The 18,359-nt window shown below is 66.2% G+C and carries 17 protein-coding genes; 8 read left to right on the forward strand and 9 right to left on the reverse strand.

From position 1 onward, the window contains the following. Positions 1-6: 6 nt before the first annotated feature. Positions 7-1,110, reverse strand: a complete 1,104-nt coding sequence (locus tag ACO2Q9_RS06130) for a M14 family metallopeptidase (RefSeq protein ID WP_423309327.1) — start codon at positions 1,108-1,110, stop codon at positions 7-9. After that, positions 1,107-2,354: a M20 aminoacylase family protein gene (locus ACO2Q9_RS06135; protein WP_423309329.1), complete on the reverse strand. Its 1,248-nt coding sequence runs from the start codon at positions 2,352-2,354 to the stop codon at positions 1,107-1,109. Before ACO2Q9_RS06135 ends, ACO2Q9_RS06130 begins: the two co-directional genes overlap by 4 nt. 37 nt (positions 2,355-2,391) lie before the next feature. Between ACO2Q9_RS06135 and argE the strand changes: the two genes are divergently transcribed. Next, positions 2,392-3,549, forward strand: a complete 1,158-nt coding sequence (argE, locus tag ACO2Q9_RS06140) for an acetylornithine deacetylase (RefSeq protein WP_423309331.1) — start codon at positions 2,392-2,394, stop codon at positions 3,547-3,549. 22 nt (positions 3,550-3,571) lie between these two features. Here the strand turns inward: argE and ACO2Q9_RS06145 are convergent, their stop codons facing one another. Further along, positions 3,572-4,702 (reverse strand): ABC transporter substrate-binding protein, encoded by a 1,131-nt coding sequence (locus ACO2Q9_RS06145; protein WP_423309333.1) that lies wholly within the window; start codon positions 4,700-4,702, stop codon positions 3,572-3,574. 57 nt (positions 4,703-4,759) lie between these two features. On the opposite strand from ACO2Q9_RS06145, the gene ACO2Q9_RS06150 reads away from it, so the two are divergent. The 4 genes from ACO2Q9_RS06150 to ACO2Q9_RS06165 are packed head-to-tail and all read left to right on the forward strand — an operon-like array spanning position 4,760 to position 9,570. Next, positions 4,760-6,868, forward strand: a complete 2,109-nt coding sequence (locus ACO2Q9_RS06150) for a molybdopterin-containing oxidoreductase family protein (RefSeq protein ID WP_423309335.1) — start codon at positions 4,760-4,762, stop codon at positions 6,866-6,868. Further along, entirely contained in the window at positions 6,865-7,959 is a 1,095-nt protein-coding gene (locus ACO2Q9_RS06155) for an aminopeptidase (RefSeq protein ID WP_423309337.1), read from the forward strand. Before ACO2Q9_RS06150 ends, ACO2Q9_RS06155 begins: the two co-directional genes overlap by 4 nt. Positions 7,960-7,984: 25 nt before the next feature. Next, a complete protein-coding gene (locus ACO2Q9_RS06160) occupies positions 7,985-8,296 on the forward strand; it encodes a polyhydroxyalkanoic acid system family protein (protein ID WP_423309339.1) in 312 nt (103 codons plus the stop codon). A 5-nt stretch (positions 8,297-8,301) separates the two neighbouring features. Continuing rightward, entirely contained in the window at positions 8,302-9,570 is a 1,269-nt protein-coding gene (locus tag ACO2Q9_RS06165; protein ID WP_423309956.1) for a CaiB/BaiF CoA transferase family protein, read from the forward strand. A gap of 19 nt (positions 9,571-9,589) precedes the next feature. On the opposite strand, the gene ACO2Q9_RS06170 is transcribed toward ACO2Q9_RS06165, so the two are convergent. From ACO2Q9_RS06170 to ACO2Q9_RS06180, 3 genes are all read right to left on the reverse strand, one after another. After that, complete coding sequence (locus tag ACO2Q9_RS06170) at positions 9,590-9,844, reverse strand: acyl-CoA-binding protein (RefSeq protein ID WP_423309341.1); 255 nt, start codon at positions 9,842-9,844, stop codon at positions 9,590-9,592. A 90-nt stretch (positions 9,845-9,934) separates the two neighbouring features. Continuing rightward, positions 9,935-10,699: a type III pantothenate kinase gene (locus tag ACO2Q9_RS06175; protein WP_423309343.1), complete on the reverse strand. Its 765-nt coding sequence runs from the start codon at positions 10,697-10,699 to the stop codon at positions 9,935-9,937. 13 nt (positions 10,700-10,712) lie between these two features. After that, positions 10,713-11,381: a helix-turn-helix transcriptional regulator gene (locus ACO2Q9_RS06180; protein WP_423309345.1), complete on the reverse strand. Its 669-nt coding sequence runs from the start codon at positions 11,379-11,381 to the stop codon at positions 10,713-10,715. Positions 11,382-11,462: 81 nt separating this feature from the next. Between ACO2Q9_RS06180 and ACO2Q9_RS06185 the strand changes: the two genes are divergently transcribed. Both ACO2Q9_RS06185 and ACO2Q9_RS06190 read left to right on the forward strand, forming a co-directional pair. Further along, a complete protein-coding gene (locus ACO2Q9_RS06185) occupies positions 11,463-12,776 on the forward strand; it encodes a sensor histidine kinase (protein ID WP_423309347.1) in 1,314 nt (437 codons plus the stop codon). 31 nt (positions 12,777-12,807) lie between these two features. Further along, positions 12,808-13,785: a response regulator gene (locus tag ACO2Q9_RS06190; protein WP_423309349.1), complete on the forward strand. Its 978-nt coding sequence runs from the start codon at positions 12,808-12,810 to the stop codon at positions 13,783-13,785. 3 nt (positions 13,786-13,788) lie between these two features. Here the strand turns inward: ACO2Q9_RS06190 and cqsA are convergent, their stop codons facing one another. The 3 genes from cqsA to ACO2Q9_RS06205 all read right to left on the reverse strand — a co-directional run bounded on the left by cqsA (position 13,789) and on the right by ACO2Q9_RS06205 (position 17,058). Next, positions 13,789-15,030: an alpha-hydroxyketone-type quorum-sensing autoinducer synthase gene (gene cqsA / locus ACO2Q9_RS06195; protein ID WP_423309351.1), complete on the reverse strand. Its 1,242-nt coding sequence runs from the start codon at positions 15,028-15,030 to the stop codon at positions 13,789-13,791. A gap of 229 nt (positions 15,031-15,259) precedes the next feature. Then, complete coding sequence (locus ACO2Q9_RS06200; RefSeq protein ID WP_423309353.1) at positions 15,260-16,483, reverse strand: GGDEF domain-containing protein; 1,224 nt, start codon at positions 16,481-16,483, stop codon at positions 15,260-15,262. 146 nt (positions 16,484-16,629) lie between these two features. Further along, a complete protein-coding gene (locus ACO2Q9_RS06205) occupies positions 16,630-17,058 on the reverse strand; it encodes a rhodanese-like domain-containing protein (protein ID WP_423309355.1) in 429 nt (142 codons plus the stop codon). A 167-nt stretch (positions 17,059-17,225) separates the two neighbouring features. Between ACO2Q9_RS06205 and ACO2Q9_RS06210 the strand changes: the two genes are divergently transcribed. Continuing rightward, the gene (locus ACO2Q9_RS06210) at positions 17,226-18,335 is read left to right on the forward strand and encodes a TRAP transporter substrate-binding protein (protein WP_423309357.1); all 1,110 of its coding nucleotides are present in this window, start codon (positions 17,226-17,228) and stop codon (positions 18,333-18,335) included. The last annotated feature ends 24 nt before the right edge of the window (positions 18,336-18,359 follow it).

Raw genomic sequence — 18,359 nt, forward strand, 5'->3', positions numbered from 1 at the left:
GCTGCGTCAGGCGCGTCCGGACAGCCCGTCCACCGCCTGGAACATCGACTGCCGCGCCTGGCTGACGATCTGGCCCTTCCAGCTGTCGGTGTCGGTGTAGAACGCGTCCATCATGTCCTGCTTGATCTGCGCGGCCAGCGCAGCGGGCGCATGCGGGTGCTTGTTCAGCCAGTGGTCACCACGCAGCGCCTGCATCACGGCCAGAACCGGCTGCGTGCCGTACTCCATGGCGATGCCGGTGTACTCGGCCTGCGGGCATTCCTCGTACATGCAGTTCCACATCAGGCCTGTCAGGAAGGCCGAGGTGGATGAGCCGTCGTAGATCGACGTGATCGGTGTCGCACCGTTGCCACCCCACCACGCCTTGGCGCGCGCATAGGCAACGTCGTCGTCGCGGCAGGCGAAGATGCGCTCGCCGTGTCCGTTCGGGCCAAGACCGGTGTGAATGTCGATCCACGCCAGGCGCTCGACCTTCTGGCCATGCGCGCGCAGCACTTTGCGGATGGTCTGGTTGCTCCAGGTCGGCGCCTTGCCACCGAAGAACAGGCCATCCTCGAACTCGTACTGACCGCCGGAGATGGCCGACTGGTAGGCTTTCTCGCCGCGCTCGGCAATGAACTTGCCGATGGCCGCGATGTTGGCCTCATCGGGTGGCCACACCTCGGGCAGCAACAGCGAATGGATCTCGCGATAGCCGGCATTCACCGGAAGCGGCTTCGAGAAATCGTGGAAGTTGCGGTTGAGGTCCACGTTCTCTTGCGTCACGCGCCGCACATGCGAGAAACCGTAGGGATTGAGCGCGTGCACATAGAGCACAGCCACGCCTTGATCGAGCGCCTTCCTGCGCCACTCGGCGTCGTGCAGCGCATGCACCTGCACGCCCGTGCCGCAGTAGCCCTCGACACCATGGCAGGCACTCGTGATGACCAGCAGGCTTTTCGCGTCGGCAGGGCCTTCGCGCGCCACGTCCATGGCCAGCACCTCGCCATCACGCCCCTTGAGCGGATGCACATGCGACTCGACCTGCAACCCTGCCGCCGAGGCGGCTTCGAGGAACTTGGTACGGGCTTCGCGGTAGGAAGAGGAGAAGGATTCGACGACGCCGATCATGCCGCCACCCTGGCGGCCATCGATGCGGCGCTGGCTTGCGCGCCCTTGCGCGTCTCGTCGGTGGCGAACCATTGCTCGACCAGTTGCACCCAGTAGGTGGCCCCCAGCGGGATCAGGTCATCATTGAAGTCATAACTCGGGTTGTGCAGCATGCAAGGCCCGCCGCCGTGGCCCATCTCGCGGTGACGGCCGTCGCCGTTGGCGATGAAGCAGTAGGCGCCGGGCCTGGCCTGCAGCATGAAGGAAAAGTCTTCCGCGCCCATCGTGGGCTCCTGAACGGCGACGTTCTCCGCGCCGACGACGGAAGCCATCACCTTGCGGGCGAACTCGGCCTCGTTGTGCGAGTTGACCGTGGGCGGGTAGTTGCGGATGAACTCGAACTCGCAGGTCGCGTCGTGTGCCGCGCACACGTGCTCGGCCACCTGCTGCATGCGTTTCTCGATCAGGTCCAGCACCTCCAGCGTGAAGGTGCGCACCGTGCCCTGCAGCTCGCAGCTATCGGGAACGACGTTGGTGGCCTCGCCCGCATGGATCATCGTTACCGAGATCACGCCGGCGTCGATCGGCTTCTTGTTGCGGCTGATGATGGTCTGGAAGGCCTGCACCATCTGGCAGGCGATCGGCACCGGGTCGATGCCGTTGTGCGGCAGCGCGGCATGGCTGCCCTTGCCGCGGATCGTGATCTTGAACTCGTTGCTCGACGCCATGACCGGGCCCGGGCTCACCGCGAACTTGCCGACCTGCTCGCCCGGCCAGTTGTGCATGCCGAACACGGCTTCGACCGGGAACTGCTCGAACAAGCCGTCCTTGATCATCTCGCGCGCGCCGCCGCCGCCTTCTTCAGCCGGCTGGAAGATCAGGTAGACCGTGCCGTCGAAATTGCGGTGCTTCGCCAGATGCTGCGCGGCCGCCAGCAGCATGGCGGTGTGGCCGTCATGGCCGCAGGCGTGCATCTTGCCCGTGTGCTTGCTCGCGTGGTCGAAAGTATTGAATTCCTGCATGGGCAGCGCATCCATGTCGGCACGCAGGCCGATGGCCCTGTCGCTCGTGCCGTTCTTCACGATGCCCACGACCCCGGTGGTGCCCATGCCGCGGTGGATGGGGATGCCCCACTCCGTCAGCTTGGCCGCCACCAGGTCGGCAGTGCGGTTTTCTTCGAAACAGAGTTCGGGATGGGCGTGGATGTCGCGGCGGATGGCTGCGATCCCGGCCGCCTGGGTGACGAGGGAATCGATGACTTTCATGGTCACAGTCTATTCCCTTTGCAGCAAAATGGCTCTCATGCTTTCTTCTCACAGCCTCGAACTCGTGCAAACCCTCGTGCGCATGAACACGGTGAGCGACCGCTCCAACCTGGAACTGATCCACTTCATCCGCGACGAGCTCGCGAAGCTGGGCGTGAAAAGCCGGCTGACCTTCAACGCCGACAAGACCAAGGCCAACCTGTTCGCCACGCTGGGCGAAGGCAAACCGGCCGGCATCATCCTCTCGGGCCACACCGACACCGTGCCATGGGACGGGCAGGCCTGGACGGTCGACCCGCTGTCGGCCACGGTGAAGGACGGCAAGCTGCTCGGGCGCGGCTCGGCCGACATGAAGAGCTTCATCGCGCTCGCCGTCGCGCACGCGAAGGCGTTCCTCGAAAGCCCCGCGCCTTTTGCCATCCACTACGCATTCACCTATGAGGAAGAGATCGGCTGCTTCGGCGTGAAGGAGCTGATTGCCGACCTTCGCGACACCGGTGTGCAACCGCTGGCCTGCATCGTGGGCGAGCCGACGCTGATGATCCCCGCCATCGCGCACAAGGGCGTGTACCGCTACAAGTGCTGCGTGCGCGGCAAGGAAGCGCATTCGTCGCTCACGCCGCAATCGGTGAACGCCATCGAGATGGCCGCGCGCGTGATCGGCAAGCTGCGGGACATGGCCGAGGGTTTCGAGCGCGATGAACCGCGCTACGACGGTTTCGACGTGCCCTTCTCCACGGCGAGCGTGGGCCAGTTCCATGGCGGCATCGCCGACAACGTGGTGCCGCGCGATGCCGAATTCCGCTACGAATTCCGCGACCTGCCGACAGCAGATGCGCGCGCCATGCAATCCGAGGTGGTCGCCCATGCGCGCTCGCTGGAGCCGGGGATGAAGCGTGTCGCAGCCGATGCGGGCTTCAGCTTCGAGACGATCTGCGAAATCCCGAGTTTCCTCGGCTCGGCCTCGGACCCGGTGACGCGACTGGCGCAGCGTTTGTCTGGCGAGTCGGGCACGACGCTGGTGGCCTTCGGTACCGAGGCCGGGCTGTTCAGGCAGTCCGGAATTCCGACGGTGGTGTGCGGGCCCGGCAGCATCGTGCAGGCCCATCAGCCCGATGAGTTCGTGACGCTGGAGCAGCTCGAACGCTGCGAGAAATTCATGCTGGGGCTGGCCGGGATCCGCGAGATCGGCTGACCCCGCAGCGCGGCTTCGGGCCTCAGGTCCGCACCCGGCCGTCCCCGGTCAGCATCGACAGCTCGACGAAGGTGGATGCCACGTGGTTCTTCGAAGAGAACGACACGTTGAACCCGCCGAACTGCTGGTTCTCGATCGACTCCAGTGCGGAAATCATGCCGTCGGCGGTCGGCTTGCCGCTGGTGCGACGCAACCCTTCGGCAAACACCTTGGCGGCCAGGTAGCCCTCCATGCTCGAGAAGTTGGCCTGCGCCTCGCCGCCCGCCTTCTTCACCGCATCGACAAACTCGCGCGCAATCGCGCGGGCGGGGTTGTAGGGCGACGGCATGACCTGCGACACCACCACGCCCGCGCCGTCCTTGCCCAGCGCATCGGCCAGCGCCTGCGTGCCGACGAACGACACGTTGTGGAACGTCCCGCCATACCCCGCCTTGCGCGCGGCACGGATGAAGGCAGCACACGAGTTGTAGGCGCTGATCTGCACGACGGCATCGGGCGCAGCGGCGATGATCGTCTTCACGGCGGCATCGACGGCCACCGTGTTGCGCTCCACCGTGGCCGTGGCCACCGGCTTGAGGTTGAGGGCCTCGAGCGCGAGCGTCACGCCGTCGAGCCCGGCCTTGCCATAGGCGTCGTTCTGGTGGAAGACCGCGATCTTCTTCAGGCCGAGGTTGGTCAGCTGGCGGACGATGAGCGCCGTCTCGTCGTTGTACGAGGCGCGCAGGTGAAAGGCGTAACGATTGAACGGCTGGCGCAGACCCATCGCGCCGGTGAACGGCGCGAAGAATGGCACCTTGTCCTTGGTGGCCAGCGGCAACGCGGCCAGACTGGTGGGCGTGCCGATGTAACCGAACAGCGAAAACACGTCGTCGGCGATGAACTTGCGCGTGTTTTCGGCGCACCGGTCGGGCTCATAGCCGTCGTCCATGGTGCGGATTTCCACCTGGCGGCGTCCAGTGCCAGCCTGCGCGTTGTACAGGTCGAAGAAGACCTTGGCACCTTGGTGGAACTGGATCCCCAGTTGGGCTGCCGGGCCGGTGAACGGCGCCGATTGCCCCAGGATGATCTTCCCGTCGCCCTGGGCACGGGCCAGCTCGAAGCTGCCCACCAGGGCGGCTGCACCACCCACTGAAAAATGACGTCTGTTCAGCACGATTCCCCCGCTCTGCAATACGAGCCATACTTTGAGACCGAATGTAGACTAAAAACCATGCATCCCGCCACTGCCGATGCGACCGGTACTTCCGTCCGTGAAGTACTGGGCGCCTGCCCCCACGATTGTCCTGACACCTGTTCGTTCATCACCACGGTGAAGGACGGGCGCGCCATGCGCGTGCAAGGCAACCCGGCCCATGCACACACGGCGGGCGCGCTGTGTGCCAAGGTCTCGCGGTACGTGGATCGCACGTATCACCCCGACCGGCTCACCCGGCCGCTCCGGCGCACCGGGCCCAAGGGCTCGGGTCAGTTCGAGCCGGTGGGCTGGGACGAGGCGCTGGACGACATCGCGCAGCGCCTGTCCGCCATCGCACGGCGCGATCCGCAGGCCATCGTGCCCTACAGCTATGCGGGCACGATGGGCCTGGTGCAGGCCGAGGGCATGGCGGCGCGCTTCTTCCACAAGCTTGGCGCGTCGCTGCTGGACCGCACCATCTGCGCGGCGGCCGGCACCGAAGGTGTCACGCAGACGCTGGGCGGCAAGGTCGGCATGCGCGTCGAATACTTCGCCGAGTCCGAACTCATCCTGATCTGGGGCAGCAACTCCATCGCGAGCAACCTGCACTTCTGGCGCTATGCGCAACAGGCCAAGCGCAACGGCGCGCGGCTGGTGTGCATCGACCCGCGCCGCTCGGAAACGGCAGAGAAGTGCCACGAGCACATCGCGCTTCGCCCCGGCACCGACGCGGCGCTCGCACTTGCGCTGATGCACGAGCTCGACGTGAACGGCTGGCTCGACGACGACTACATCGCCAACCACACGCTGGGCTGGGACGGCCTGCGTGAGCGCGCGCGGCGGTGGCCGGTGGAGCGCGCCGCCGGCGTGTGCGGCGTTCCTGACGGGCAGATCCGCGCACTCGCGCGTGCCTGGGGCACCACGAAGCGTGCCGCCATCCGCCTGAACTACGGCATGCAACGCGTGCGCGGCGGTGGCAACGCGGTCCGGGCCATCGCCTGCCTGCCCGCGCTCACGGGTGCCTGGCGGCATCGCGCGGGCGGCCTGCTGCTGTCGAGTTCCGGGCAGTTCCCGGTGAACGGCGCGGCGCTGCAGCGGCGCGACCTGCTCGGCGGCCGCTCGCCGCGCACCATCAACATGAGCACCATCGGGAACGCGCTGCTCGAAAAAGGCTCGCCTGCGTTCGGCCCGAAGATCGAGGCGCTCGTCGTCTACAACAGCAACCCGGTCGCTGTGGCGCCGGAGTCCGGCAAGGTCGTGCAGGGCTTTTCGCGCGACGACCTCTTCACCGTCGTGCTCGAACACTTCCAGACCGACACGGCCGACTATGCGGACTACGTGCTGCCGGCCACGACGCAACTCGAACACTGGGACGTGCACCTGTCCTACGGCCATACCGACGCGCTGCTCAACCGGCCGGCCATCGCACCCGTCGGCGACTCGCGCAGCAACCACGACATCTTCCGCGCGCTGGCCACACGCATGGGTTTCGACGAGCCCTGCTTCGACGACACCGACGAGGCGATGTGCCGGCAGGCATACGGCGACGCGGTGGATTTCGACGTGTTGCTGCGCCAGGGCTTCGCCACCCTGCCACTGCCAGAAGCGCCCTTCGCGCACGGCAATTTCCCCACGCCCTCGGGCAAATGCGAGTTCCACAGCGAGCGGCTGGCGCGTGCGGGCATGGACCCGCTGCCCGACCATCTGCCCAACCATGAACTCGCCGGCACTTCGCCACACTATCCGCTGGCCATGATCTCCCCGCCCGCGCGCAACTTCCTGAATTCGACCTTCGTCAACGTGAAGAGCCTGCGCGACATCGAGCGCGAGCCGCTGCTCGAAATCCATGGGGACGATGCCGCAGCGCGCGGCATCGCCGACGGCTCGGTGGTGCGCGTGTTCAACGACCGCGGCGAATACCACTGCAAGGCACACGTGACCGACCGCGCGCGGCCCGGTGTCGTGCACGGCCTGGGCATCTGGTGGCGCAAGTTCGGACTGGACGGCACCAACGTCAACCAGCTCACGAGCCAGAAGCTCACCGACCTCGGCCGCGGCCCGGTGTTCTACGACTGCCTCGTCGAGGTGGCGCCCGTCGTCGATGCGCCCGTCATGGACGCGCCGGCCGCGAAAGTGACGGCATGACGCGAGGCAAGGGCCGTTGGCTCGTTGCGGCCAGTGCGGCGGGCATGGTCATCCTGGCCTTCTCGCTCAGCGGCTGCGCCAACCTGGGCTACTACTGGCAATCCGCCAGCGGACACATGAAGCTCATGAATGCCGCGCGGCCCGTGCCCGAATGGCTGGCCGACAGCACGACGCCTGAAGCATTGAAAGCGCGCCTCGCACTCAGCCAGCGCATCCGCGATTTCGCCGTGAACGAATTGCACCTGCCCGACAACCCCAGCTACCGCCGCTACGCCGACCTGCATCGCAGCGCCGCCGTCTGGAACGTCGTTGCGGCGCCGCCGTATTCGCTCACGCTCAAGACGTGGTGCTTTCCGGTGACGGGTTGCGTGGGCTATCGCGGCTATTTCGACCAGGCCGCCGCGCAGGCCGAGGCCGACGCACTGCGCGCAGAAGGAATGGAGTCGTCGGTCTACGGCGTGCCCGCGTATTCGACGCTCGGCTGGCTCAACTGGCTCGGCGGCGACCCGCTGCTCAACACCTTCATCGGCTACCCGGAAGGTGAACTTGCGCGCCTCATCTTCCACGAACTCGCGCACCAGGTCGTCTATGCGAAGGACGACACGATGTTCAACGAATCCTTCGCCACGGCCGTGGAGCGGCTGGGCGGCCAGATGTGGCTCGGCACGCGCGCATCCGATGCGGCGCGGCGCGAATACGAGCAGTTCGACACGCGGCGCAAGACCTTCCGCGGTCTGCTGCTGGACACGCGCCGGCAACTCCAGTCGGTCTACGGAGATGAGAGTGCCAGCACGCAGGACAAGGAAGCGCGCAAGCAACGCGCGATGGAAGACTTCCGCGCCCGCTACGCCCGGATCAAGCAGGGCTGGGACGGATTCGCGGGCTACGATCCGTTCGTCGCGCGCACCAACAACGCAACGCTCGGCGCGCAGGCGGTGTACGACGAACTCGTGCCCGGCTTCGAAGCCCTGTTCGAACGCGAAGGCCGCAACTGGCCGCGCTTCTATGATGCGGTGAAGAAGCTGGCGGAGCTGCCGCGCGCCGAACGCCATGAGCGTCTGACGGCCCCGATGAAAACACCCGCATCCTGAAACATCCGAGCACCTGGAGACTTCCTTGCCCGATATCCGAGTTCAACGCACCCACGACCTGGGAATCGACCGCGCACGCGACATTGCAGACCGGTGGGTCGACGAGGCACGCAACAAGTTCGGGCTGGAATGCACCTACGAAAAAGGCGAAGCACGGGACCAGGTGAGCTTTGCGCGGCCCGGCGTGAGCGGCACGCTGGTCGTGGCCGGCGACGAGTTCGCGCTCGACGCGAAGCTCGGCTTCCTGCTCGGCACCTTCAAGGACCGGATCGAGGAAGAGATCTCGCGCAACCTCGACGCACTGCTCGCCGGCGAGCAGCGCAACGGCGCGGCCTGAACATGATGATGAGCGCCGAGGCCACGAGCACCGCTGCAACCGTGAAGGGGCCGCTGGCCGGCCTGCGCGTCGTCGAACTCGGCCAGCTCATCGCCGGCCCCTTCGCGGCCAAGACGCTGGCGGACTTCGGCGCCGACGTGATCAAGATCGAACCGCCCGCGCCCGCCGGCAAGCCTGGCAGCGGCGGCGATCCGCTGCGCAAATGGCGACTCCTGAAGGACGGCACCTCGGTGTGGTGGCAGGTGCAGTCGCGCAACAAACGTTCGCTGGCGCTGGACCTGCGGCAACCCGAAGCACAGGACATCGTTCGCAAGCTGGCGGCCGAGGCCGACGTGCTTGTCGAAAACTTCCGGCCCGGCGCGATGGAAGGCTGGGGCCTCGGACCCGACGAGTTGCACCGCATCAATCCGGCACTCGTCATGCTGCGCATCAGCGGCTACGGCCAGACCGGGCCTTACCGCGACCGGCCGGGCTTCGGCGTGGTGGCCGAGGCCATGGGCGGGTTGCGCCACCTCACGGCGGAACCGGGCCACGTGCCGGTACGCGTGGGTGTTTCCATCGGCGACACGCTTGCCTCGCTGCACGGCGTGATCGGCGTGCTGATGGCGCTGCACCACCGCCAGAAAACCATCGCTGCGGACGCGCCGCGCGGGCGCGGGCAGGTGGTGGATGTGGCGCTGTTCGAAGCCGTGTTCAACTGCATGGAAAGCCTGCTGCCCGAGTACAGCGCATTCGGCGCCGTGCGCGCGCCTGCGGGCTCCGCGTTGCCGGGCATCGCGCCGAGCAACGCGTACCGCTGCGCGGACGGTGGTCATGCGCTGATCGCGGGCAACGGCGACAGCATTTTCCGCCGCCTCATGCAGTGCATCGGTCGGCCCGATCTCGCCGCGGACCCGCAGCTTGCCGACAACACCGGGCGCGTGCAACGCGTGGGCGAACTCGATGCGGCCATCGGCGAGTGGGCCGCAGCGCTCCCCGTCGACGCGGTCCTGGAAGCGCTCGCGGCAGCCGAAGTGCCGAGCGGAAAAATCTACACCGTCGCCGACATTGCCGCCGACCCGCACTATGCAGCGCGCGGCATGCTCCAGAACATCCGCATGGACGACGGCAGCACGCTGGCCGTGCCCGGCTTCGTGCCGAAGCTCTCGGCCACGCCCGGCGGTCACCGGCGCAATGCGCCAGCGCTCGGACAGGACACCGATGCGGTGTTGCGGGAAGTGGGATTGAGCGAAGAACAGATCGCCGCGCTGCGCGAGCGCGGCGTGGTGGGCTGAGTGCCCGCCGGCGACGGGGTCAGCTCAGCGATTCGATGAGATCGATATAGGCCTGCTTGGCATCGTCGGACGACTTGCCCTTGTTGGCATTCCACGCGTCCCATTTGGCGCGGCCCACCAGGTCGCTGAAGCCGGGCTTGGTTTCACCGTTGTCACCGGCAGTGGCCTGCTTGTACAGGCCGTAGATCTTGAGCAGCGTCGGATTGTCCGGGCGCTCGCTGAGGTTCTTGGAATTGGCGACAGCAGCTTCGAAAGCAGCGTTCAGATCGGCCATGTGTGGACTCCTTGGAAAGACGGCAAACAAAAACGTGAACGGCGAGTATGCCTGCGCAGCTACCTGCGGGGACATGCCGGACCTGTCGGTTCAGGCCCAGCGGGCCTGCGCGATGACCAGCAGGCCGTCGAAGATCAGGCTTTCCACCAGCTCGAACTGCACCGACATGCTGGGTGCCATCTTCCAGCCCGCGCCGCCCGTCATGTAGCAAGCCGGCTCCGCACCGCAGTGCGCGCGCACATGCTGCACCATGCGCTCGACCGCGCCGGCGATGGCGTACGTGCCGCCACTGGTGAGCGCGTCGCTGGTGTTGGTGGGAAAGAGCTTCACATCGCCCGTGGGCACATGCAGGCCGGCCGTGCCGGACTCGAGTGCGCGCAGCATGATGCCGTGGCCGGGCAGGATCAGCCCGCCGAGGAATCGGCCCGAGGTGTCGACGGCTTCGACCGTCACGGCCGTGCCCACCATCACCACGACCATCGGACGCGCAGCGCCGCGCGCCAGCATGCGATGGCGCGCACCGATCATCGCGACCCATCGGTCCGCGCCCAGACGTGTGGGATGGTCATAGCCGTTGACGATGCCGGCCTCGTCCGTACTGGGCACGACCCACTGAGGCGCGACATCCCACAGCTCCATCTGCTCCTGCACGCGGCGTTTGATCGCATCACCCGCCACCACGCAGCCCAGCATGCGTTGCGGCGCGGGCAGATCGCGCCAGGGGCCGTCGGCCAGCTTGTCGATGTTCTCCAGGAACTCCGCGCCGTACGACAGCAGCTTCGCGCCGGGCCGTGGCGAGTCGTAGAAAGCCCATTTCAGGCGGGTGTTGCCGATATCGAGCGCCAGGAAACTCATGCGGGCATTATCTTCAGATCGCGCCGATCCAGCAGGCGCGCTGGATGGCAGCTGCCTTGGTGTCCACCTTGAGCTTGGCCATTGCATTGCCCAGGTGCCACGCCACGGTGCGGTCGGTGCAGCCCATGCGCTGCGCGCTCTGGCGTGCGGTGAGTCCTTCGAAGGCCAGCACCAGGCATTCGATCTCGCGCGGGCTGAGCGTGCAGCGCGCGTTGGCCACAGTCCGCTTGATGACCGGCCAGACGTTCATGGCCGACCAGACCAGCGAGGTCGCTTCGGCGCGGTCGTGCAATTCGCGCGGACTGAACATGAAGCATTCGAATGCGCGGCCGGCCGGCAGCGAGAACTCCACCCGGACCACGGTCTGGTAGCCATGGGCCAGCCAGAGCGTGCGCCATCGGCTGGCATGCAGGGCGTCGGACTTGGCGATGTGCTGCCAGGCCACCAGCGGCGCATCGGAATCGCGCCACGACGCACCGAAGTCGCGGCTTTGCGCCAGCCCGCGCGCAGCCTCGGCCAGCATGGGCGGGTGAACGGCGATCACCTTGCGCTCGTCCGCGCCGCCGAACGGGTCGGGCCCGAGCACCACGACCGCATGGACCGCGAACTCGCGCAAGGCCGTGACCCAGTCACTCAGGACCGCATCCAGCGCCGAACTGTAAAAGTTGACAGGGGTGTCCATCGACATGGGCAGGGGGGAAACGGGACAATAGCATGACCTGTCACCCAAACACTTGCCCCTTCCGTGTCGCGACCCCAATCAATGAATGTGCGCCGACTCGCGCGCTCATGGTGGCCCCGCTGGGCCGGGCAACTGCATTGGCTGCGTGAATTGAGGGAAGAGCTTTTCGGTGCGCCGCTCGAACCCATCCTGCATGCCTCGCGCTGGCGGCTGCGCTGGGTCGGCCTGTTCCCCTTCCTCGGCCATCCTTTGTTCTGCTGGATCTGGCTGGTCTGGCTGCCCCAGCCGTGGGAAAGCCCGGCGCTGCGCGCCGCCGTGGCGGCCAGCTGCATTCCCGTGCTGCTGTGGCTGGGCAACACGGACCTCGCCTCGCGCCGTACCAAGATCATCTACAGCCTCTATTGCTGGTTGCAGTTGCCGGTGTTTTTCATCTGGATGTATCTGTGCAATGGTGGCAATACCGTCTGGCTGGCCAGCACCGTCGCCATGCTGCTCATCTACTACCACCTGACCGACTGGCGGCTGGCAACCCTGGGCGTGGCCAGTGCGGGTCTTGTCGCGTGGGTGGCATTCCAGCTGGTCGGGCCCGACACGATGCCGATGCCCACGGTGCAGATCCAGGTGAACGCCGTCGTCATCGCCTTTGCCTGGGCAGTGGCGGTGACGCTGGGCTTCTCGTCGGCGAACCTGCGGCGCGAACACCTGAAACACACGCTGTCCACCGTCGGCATCATGGCGCACGAGCTGCGCACGCCGCTGGCGACCATCGCTCTCGTGGGTGACGCCATGCGCGCCGAGGGCGAGCAGGTCGGTGGCGACACCCGGGCGCGCATGGACAAGCTGGCCCTGCGCGTGCAGACCATGGTGCGCAACATGAACCACCAGATCGACGTGCAGATCGCCAATGCGCGACTGTCACGCCTTCCGGTGAACCGCGAACCGCTGTCGGCCGCGCACGTGGTGCGCGAGGCCGTCATGAACTACCCCTTCCGCACCACCCGCGAAAAGGAATGCGTGGACGTGCTGGTCAGGCGCGACTTCCGTTTCATGGGTTCGCAGGCGCTGTTCCTGCAGGTGCTGGACAACCTGATGAAGAACGCGCTGAAGGCGATGGCCGCGACCAACGCGCCCGCGCGCCCGGGCGACCTGGTGCTGGAGGTGGGCGTACTCAACAACCGCGGCCGCATCTTCGTGAGCGACCAGGGCATCGGCATCGATCCGCAGCTCACGCCGCGCATCTTCGAGCCGTTCTTCTCCACCGACAAGGGCAGCGGCCACGGCCTGGGTCTCGCATTCTGCAAGCGCGTCGTGCACGCGCTGGGAGGCAGCATGCAGGTGCAGTCGGCACCGGGCAAGGGCGCCACGTTCATCATCGAACTGCCGCTGCTCAAATGAACAAGAACGACCGTCATCCGAGACATCCATCATGAGTTTTCCACTCTTTCATACGCCCGGCACCATCATCTTCCTGGACGATGACCCGGACTACCTGGACATGCTGGCGCTGGTGTTGCCGCCGCAATGGCACATCGAGCTGTACGTGCGCCCGCACGACTGCATCGAACGCCTGCACGTGGAGCCGCCGCGCTGGGAGGCCGACGCGTGGACGCAGCAGCAGATCATCGAGCGCTGGCGCGACGGCTCTCCGCTGATCCCGCAGATCCTGCGCTACTGGAACGAACATCCCGGCCGCTACGACCTGACGCGCGTGCTGGTGGTGGATTACTCCATGCCGGCCATGGACGGCCTGCAGGTGCTGGACGGCATCGTCGACTGGCCGGGCTCGCGCGTGCTGCTGACGGGCCAGGCCGATGAACAGATCGCAGTCAACGCGTTCAACCGCGGGCTCATCGACCAGTTCATCGCCAAGCAGATGCCCGACATCTCGCGCCGCCTGGTAGAGGCCGTGCAGCGCCTGCTGGTGAGCACCAGCGAACGGCAGTCGCGCAGCTGGCGCGCCACGCTCACACCCGAGCAGACGGCGCTGCTGCGCAGCCCGGCCGTGGTGCGCGAACTCAACGAAGGCGTGGCGAAGCGCTGGGTGGAGCATGTGGTGATCGGTGAACCCTTCGGCATCCTGGGCATGGATGCGCAAGGCACCGTGGACTGGCTTCAGCTCGAAGATGCCTCGCGCCTGGCTGACCTTGCGGAGCTTGCCGAAGCCGCAGACCTGCCCGGCCAGGCCGTGGCGGACATCCGCCAGGGACGCAAGCTGGCTGATCTGGAGCTGCGCCAGTCGCTGGGCATGCAGGGCCCCGCCGTACTCAGCCCTGCTTTCCCGCTCGGGCGGGAAGGCGCCCTGCTCGGCGCACTGTTCACCATCGACGCGACGCATGCCCCGCGACCGGAGAACTGCTACGCCGCGTGGCTCGCGCAGCAGCCGGAACGCACGGTGCGCGACTGAAGGCTAAGCGAGTGCTGCAGCGCGTTGACGGCGGGCGATGGGCCAGTCCCACGGTCGCACGCGCGGCGCGATCTCGCGCGCCACGTTCTCCACATGCGTCATCTCGGCTTCAGTGAGGGCAGCGCTGAGCGTCAGGCGCACCAGCGCACGGTTGCGGCTGGTGGCCGGTGCGCAGAACACGGCGCCGTAGACGTTGTTCTCCTCCAGCGTATCGCGCAGCGCGATGGTGTCGCGCTCGAGGCCCGCTTCGAGCGCGATGATCTGCTCGCTGCCCTGGCCGATGGGATAACCCAGGTTGTCGAATGCCGCGCGCAGGCGGCGTGTGTTGGCATGCAGGCGCACGCGCGCATCGTCGGCGCGCTTCACCACTTCCAGCGTCGCAGCCAGGCCCGCGATCTCGTGCGGCAACAGGCACGAGCTGAAGATGTTGGGAAAACTCTCGCTGAGCACGAAGTAGCGCATCTCGCGCGGCATGGTGAAGTAGCCCGCGCGCCCCGCAAAGGCCTTGGCCAGGCTTGCGGTGATGAAGTGCACGCGATGCGTCACGCCGAGTCCGGCGCACAGGCCTGCACCTTGCGGGCCGTGCGTGCCGAGCGAGTGCGACTCGTCCACCAGGATCATCGCACCGTGCTTCTCCACGACGTCGAGGGTTTCGACCAGCGGGCACAGCGCGCCGGTGGTGCTGTAGACCGAGTCGACGATCACGAGGCCGGGGCCGTGGCGCTGCAGCATGCGGTCCAGGTGCGCAGGATCGTTGTGGCGGAACGGATGACCCGGCGCATGCGCCGCGCGCACGCCCTCCCACAGCGAGGTGTGCGCCATGGTGTCGACGTACACCGGCGTGCTGGCATCGGCGATCGCCTGGAGCAGGCCCGTGTTCGCGGCGTAGCCCGACTGGCACAGCATGCCGTCTTCCTTGCCGATCCACGCGGCCAGCGATTGCTCCAGCGCATACGAAGGATGGTCGTTCAGCAGGAAAGCGCCCGACTGCACGACATGGCCGTGGTCCATGCGCAGCGCATCGACCTGCGCCTGCACGATCTGCGGATGGCCGCTCACCGCGAGGTAGTCGTTGCCGTCCAGCCGCACGGTCTGCGGTCCGGCGGGCTTGCCGTGCACGATGGGGCGGCTGCCCCATTCGTCGGTCCAGCGGGGAATGAAGTCGCGCGCGATGCGTTGGCGCAAATGAGGAGTCAGCGGCGGCTCGCCGCGTCCCTTGACGGGAGCGATGTCAATGGTCTGCATAAGGCACTTTCAGAGGGAATTGCCTGACCATTGAAGAGCGATTCCGGATTCGGCGCTCGCGACCCCCTGTCAAGATTGACAGGGGGGCTGTGCATAACTTTGACCAAATGGGCCAACGCCGATCGATAAGCGCACTTTCTCAGTACATGCTCATTGACCAATTGGTAGAAAAGCAACACCGGTGACATCAAACGTGCCGACGCCAGAGGCGTCGGGACCGGACGCCGATTCAATCGCGGGGTGACGTCGGGGGCGAGATGGGCAGCGTGCTCGGGCCACCCTGAACTTCGTTCCAGCGCGACGGGTCGTCGTCGAGCACCGGCTGCTTCCTGGCGGCCGGGTCCGAGGTCATCGTCGCCAGTTGCGCGGACGCCTGGAACTGCGACGGCGCCTCGCCCATCGGCTTGTCGCTGAAGTAGAAGTCGAGCATGTCGCGCACGGGTTCGAAGAAGTGCGCGAACGATGCAGTCCGCGCTTCGCTCTCCACCGCATGCACGTTGACGAGGAAGATGAGTTCGAAGCCGTCATCGTCGAGTTCGATCTGCGGCGGATGGCCCAGCTTGTCGCCCACGAAGTACATGGCCTGTTCGTGGCTCGCACCCGGCATGAAGAGCGCAAAGCGCTGGCCACCCAGCCGCGCCACGATGTTCTTGCCGGAACTGAGGGTCTGCAGCGAACGCAGCACCTTGTCGGCGGCCTGGCGGGCAATCTTCCCGCCGTACAAGGCCTTCAGGCGCGGCAGGTCGGGAACATCCAGGAACACCAGCGTGGCGGGCAGGCCCGACTTGCGGCATTCACCCCAGAGCTCTTCGCCGTAATCGACGAAACCGTATTCGTTGAGCATGCCGCTCGAAGCGTCGACGCGACGCGACTCCAGCAGTTCGTCCGTGCGACGCAGCACGGAGCCCATGCGGATGGCGGCAGCGGCAAACACGATGAGGAAGCCGGTGCGCGCAACCACCGAGCCGAATGGCACGTCGAAGCCGGAATAGAACATGGCGCCGAGACTCGCCAGCACGCTGAAGGCCAGCAATCCCCATGCGAGACGCGCCTTGAGCAGGAAAGCGTAGAACACCATGGGGACCGTGATCCAGAAAAAGAGCTGGCTGCCGGAACCACCGACGTCGAGGCCGCCTTGCGTGACGACGAGAAAGCCCAGCAACGCATACAGCACTGCACGGACCATGAGCTCGGACTGCTTGCGCGCAGGGCGGCGCCAACTCCATGCCGCCAGGGCCGCAGCAACCACGACATAGGCCCAGGGAAGAATCTGATCGCGGAAGCTCACCGCCACCAGCCAGGCGGTATAGAACGCAAGGCTGCCGCCGATCCACGGCTCGATCTGGCCGATGTGGCGCGGCACGCTGTCGTGCCCGCGCCTGGACCCGCGCGAAGGCAGCGGCAGCGGCGAGGTGGATGTACCCAGCAGGGAATCACCAAACGCGCTGTTCAAGCTTCTCTCCAATATGGAACGTGGTCATTCTTGTAGTTCCCCCAGCCGTCTAGTCTAGACAACCTGCGCCCCTTTGGCACGCGCGTCACGCGCCGTCGTGCCATCCTTCACGAATAAACATCGCAAACGTGGCTTATTTGGCAAGCTCAACCCTGCCGCCATGGCAGGCCGCGAAAACGCCAGCCGCCCTTGCGGCCGCGATGCCCCTCTTCATCGGCATCGCCTTCGAAGCCTTCGAGCACGTTGTACGCCTGGATGCCGAGCTCGGTGGCGCGCTTCGCCGCAGCGATGGAGCGCACGCCACTGCGGCACAGCAGCACGGCCTTGCCGCCTGCGGGCACCGCTGCACGGATGCCATCGTCGAAACCGGTGTTCATCGCCATGCCCGGCCACTGCTTCCATGCCAGCGCGACCGCGCCGGGCACGAAGCCGACCCACTCGCGCTCTGCGTCGCTGCGCACGTCGACCAGCACGGCTTCGCCGGACTGGACCCACTGCCATGCGAGTTGCGGCGACACATCGCCGGCATAGCCATCGGCGGCGCGCGGCATTTCGGTTGCTGGTGAATTCGTCATGCCTGCGATTCTGCCAGCGGGACGCACGCGGATGTTGCAGCGCGCAATGACCATCAAGGATGCATCGAACTCACCGCTTGGTGAAAACCCTCTTTCTGCGGCGCGCCCCTGCCTCAAAGATGCGTGTGGCTTTTCACACGCGCATCCCAACCAAAGAGGAGACAACCATGACAGAGAAAACTACCCGCCGTCGCAGCCTTCTGAAGGGCGCAGCAGTCGCGGCGGGCGCGATGTCCGCGCCGATGGTGGCGGTGGCCCAGACCACATCGTTCCGCCTGCAGAGCACCTGGCCGGCGAAGGATATCTTCCACGAGTACGCCAACGATTTCGCCAAGAAGGTGAACGACATGGCGGGTGGCCGCCTGAAGATCGAAGTGCTGCCCGCCGGCGCCGTCGTCCCGGCCTTCCAGTTGCTGGACGCCGTGAACAAGGGGACGCTCGATGCAGGCCACGGCGTGGTCGCCTACCACTACGGCAAGAACTCGGCGCTCGCGCTCTGGGGCTCCGGACCTGCTTTCGGCATGGACCCCAACATGGTGCTGTCGTGGCACTACTACGGCGGCGGCAAGGCATTGCTGGAAGACATCTACAAGTCCATCAACATGGATGTTGTGTCCTACCTCTACGGCCCGATGCCCTGCCAGCCGCTGGGCTGGTTCAAGAAGCCGGTGGCCAATGCCGCGCAGGTGAAGGGCCTGAAGTTCCGTACGGTCGGGCTTGCGGTGGACGTGTTCACCGAAATGGGTGCGGCCGTCAATCCGCTGCCCGGCGGGGAAATCGTCCCCGCGCTGGACCGCGGCCTCATTGACGCGGCCGAGTTCAACAATGCGTCGTCCGACCGCGTGCTCGGTTTCCCTGACGTGGCCAAGAACTGCATGCTGCAGAGCTTCCACCAGTCGGGCGAACAGTTCGAAGTGCTGTTCAACAAGACCAAGTACAACGCGCTGCCGGGAGAACTCAAGTCCATCATCGACTACGCGGTGCAGGCCGCGAGCGCGGACATGAGCTGGAAGGCCATCGACCGCAACTCGAAGGACTACATCGAGCTCAAGACCAAGGACAAGGTCAACTTCTACAAGACGCCCGACGCCATCCTGCGCACGCAGCTCGACGCCTGGGACAAGGTGATCGCCAAGAAGGCCGGTGAGAACCCGCTCTTCCAGAAGGTGCTCGATTCGCAGAAGGCCTTCGCCGAGCGCGCCGGCCAGTGGCAGAACGACTACACCGTCGATTTCAAGATGGCCTACAACCGCTACTTCTCGAAGAAGAAGGCCTGACGAAGGCCTCGGCCTGACGGGGGC

The organism is Variovorax sp. VNK109 (assembly GCF_049445855.1).
In the GTDB taxonomy this organism is placed as follows: domain Bacteria; phylum Pseudomonadota; class Gammaproteobacteria; order Burkholderiales; family Burkholderiaceae_C; genus JAGOCV01.